Below are 3,209 nucleotides of genomic sequence, written 5' to 3'. Positions count from 1 at the left end.
ACACAGTGGACGCGAGCAACTGAGGACAAGCCCTCGGCCTATTAGTACCGGTCACCTCCACCAGTTACCTGGCTTCCAGATCCGGCCTATCAACCCAGTCGTCTACTGGGAGCCTTACCCCATCAAGTGGGTGGGAGTCCTCATCTCGAAGCAGGCTTCCCGCTTAGATGCTTTCAGCGGTTATCCCTCCCGAACGTAGCCAACCAGCCATGCCCTTGGCAGAACAACTGGCACACCAGAGGTTCGTCCGTCCCGGTCCTCTCGTACTAGGGACAGCCCTTCTCAAGACTCCTACGCGCACAGCGGATAGGGACCGAACTGTCTCACGACGTTCTAAACCCAGCTCGCGTACCGCTTTAATGGGCGAACAGCCCAACCCTTGGGACCGACTCCAGCCCCAGGATGCGACGAGCCGACATCGAGGTGCCAAACCATCCCGTCGATATGGACTCTTGGGGAAGATCAGCCTGTTATCCCCGGGGTACCTTTTATCCGTTGAGCGACGGCGCTTCCACAAGCCACCGCCGGATCACTAGTCCCGACTTTCGTCCCTGCTCGACCCGTCGGTCTCACAGTCAAGCTCCCTTGTGCACTTACACTCAACACCTGATTGCCAACCAGGCTGAGGGAACCTTTGGGCGCCTCCGTTACTCTTTAGGAGGCAACCGCCCCAGTTAAACTACCCATCAGACACTGTCCCTGATCCGGATCACGGACCCAGGTTAGACATCCAGCACGACCAGACTGGTATTTCAACGACGACTCCACCCACACTGGCGTGTGAGCTTCAAAGTCTCCCAGCTATCCTACACAAGCCGAACCGAACACCAATATCAAACTGTAGTAAAGGTCCCGGGGTCTTTCCGTCCTGCTGCGCGAAACGAGCATCTTTACTCGTAGTGCAATTTCACCGGGCCTATGGTTGAGACAGTCGAGAAGTCGTTACGCCATTCGTGCAGGTCGGAACTTACCCGACAAGGAATTTCGCTACCTTAGGATGGTTATAGTTACCACCGCCGTTTACTGGCGCTTAAGTTCTCAGCTTCGCCCTGACGAATCAGAGCTAACCGGTCCCCTTAACGTTCCAGCACCGGGCAGGCGTCAGTCCGTATACATCGCCTTACGGCTTCGCACGGACCTGTGTTTTTAGTAAACAGTCGCTTCTCGCTGGTCTCTGCGGCCACCCCCAGCTGGAGCAGCAAGTGCTCTCACCAGGTGTGGCCCCCCTTCTCCCGAAGTTACGGGGGCATTTTGCCGAGTTCCTTAACCATAGTTCACCCGAACGCCTCGGTATTCTCTACCTGACCACCTGAGTCGGTTTAGGGTACGGGCCGCCATGAAACTCGCTAGAGGCTTTTCTCGACAGCATAGGATCATCCACTTCACCACAATCGGCTCGGCATCAGGTCTCACCCACATGTCATCCGGATTTGCCTAGATGACGGGCTACACCCTTACCCCGGGACAACCACCGCCCGGGATGGACTACCTTCCTGCGTCACCCCATCACTCACCTACTAACCGCTTGGTTCAGCGGCTCCACCACTCCCCTCAACTCCGAAGAGATCAGGGCGGCTTCACGGCCTTAGCATCACGATGCTCGATGTTTGACGCTTCACAGCGGGTACCGGAATATCAACCGGTTATCCATCGACTACGCCTGTCGGCCTCGCCTTAGGTCCCGACTTACCCTGGGCAGATCAGCTTGACCCAGGAACCCTTAGTCAATCGGCGCAAACGTTTCTCACGTTTGTATCGCTACTCATGCCTGCATTCTCACTCGTCAACCGTCCACGACTACCTTCCGGTGCCGCTTCACCCGGCAGACGACGCTCCCCTACCCATCACAGCCGGCGTTGGCCGTATATGCTGCAATGACACGACTTCGGCGGTACGCTTGAGCCCCGCTACATTGTCGGCGCGGAATCACTAGACCAGTGAGCTATTACGCACTCTTTCAAGGGTGGCTGCTTCTAAGCCAACCTCCTGGTTGTCTGTGCGACTCCACATCCTTTCCCACTTAGCGTACGCTTAGGGGCCTTAGTCGATGCTCTGGGCTGTTTCCCTCTCGACCATGGAGCTTATCCCCCACAGTCTCACTGCCGCGCTCTCACTTACCGGCATTCGGAGTTTGGCTAAGGTCAGTAACCCGGTAGGGCCCATCGCCTATCCAGTGCTCTACCTCCGGCAAGAAACACACGACGCTGCACCTAAATGCATTTCGGGGAGAACCAGCTATCACGGAGTTTGATTGGCCTTTCACCCCTAACCACAGGTCATCCCCCAGGTTTTCAACCCTGGTGGGTTCGGTCCTCCACGAAGTCTTACCTCCGCTTCAACCTGCCCATGGCTAGATCACTCCGCTTCGGGTCTTGAGCGTGCTACTGAAACGCCCTATTCGGACTCGCTTTCGCTACGGCTTCCCCACTCGGGTTAACCTCGCAACACACCGCAAACTCGCAGGCTCATTCTTCAAAAGGCACGCAGTCACGAGAACAAGGCAAGCCTTGTTCCGACGCTCCCACGGCTTGTAGGCACACGGTTTCAGGTACTATTTCACTCCGCTCCCGCGGTACTTTTCACCATTCCCTCACGGTACTATCCGCTATCGGTCACCAGGGAATATTTAGGCTTAGCGGGTGGTCCCGCCAGATTCACACGGGATTTCTCGGGCCCCGTGCTACTTGGGTGTCTCTCAAACGAGCCGCTGACGTTTCGACTACGGGGGTCTTACCCTCTACGCCGGACCTTTCGCATGTCCTTCGCCTACATCAACGGTTTCTGACTCGTCCTGTCGCCGGCAGACGACAGAAGAGAGATCCCACAACCCCGCATGCGCAACCCCTGCCGGGTCTCACACGCATACGGTTTGGCCTCATCCGGTTTCGCTCGCCACTACTCCCGGAATCACGGTTGTTTTCTCTTCCTGAGGGTACTGAGATGTTTCACTTCCCCTCGTTCCCTCCACACTGCCTATGTGTTCAGCAGCGGGTGACAGCCCATGACGACTGCCGGGTTTCCCCATTCGGAAACCCCCGGATCAAAGCCTGGTTGACGACTCCCCGGGGACTATCGTGGCCTCCCACGTCCTTCATCGGTTCCTGGTGCCAAGGCATCCACCGTGCGCCCTTAAAAACTTGGCCACAGATGCTCGCGTCCACTGTGCAGTTCTCAAACAACGACCAGCCACCCATCACCCCGAACCATTC

General features: G+C 57.0%; 1 rRNA gene. It reads right to left on the bottom strand.

Annotation, left to right across the window (positions count from 1 at the left end):
* Positions 1 to 21 precede the first annotated feature (21 nt).
* A 23S ribosomal RNA gene (locus tag TNCT1_RS35375) occupies positions 22 to 3,143 on the bottom strand.
* Positions 3,144 to 3,209 lie beyond the last annotated feature (66 nt).

This window comes from Streptomyces sp. 1-11, from assembly GCF_007176755.1.
Lineage (GTDB): Bacteria > Actinomycetota > Actinomycetes > Streptomycetales > Streptomycetaceae > Streptomyces.
The sequence above is the reverse complement of the archived record's forward strand: the minus strand, read 5'-3'. Positions and strand labels throughout refer to the sequence as shown.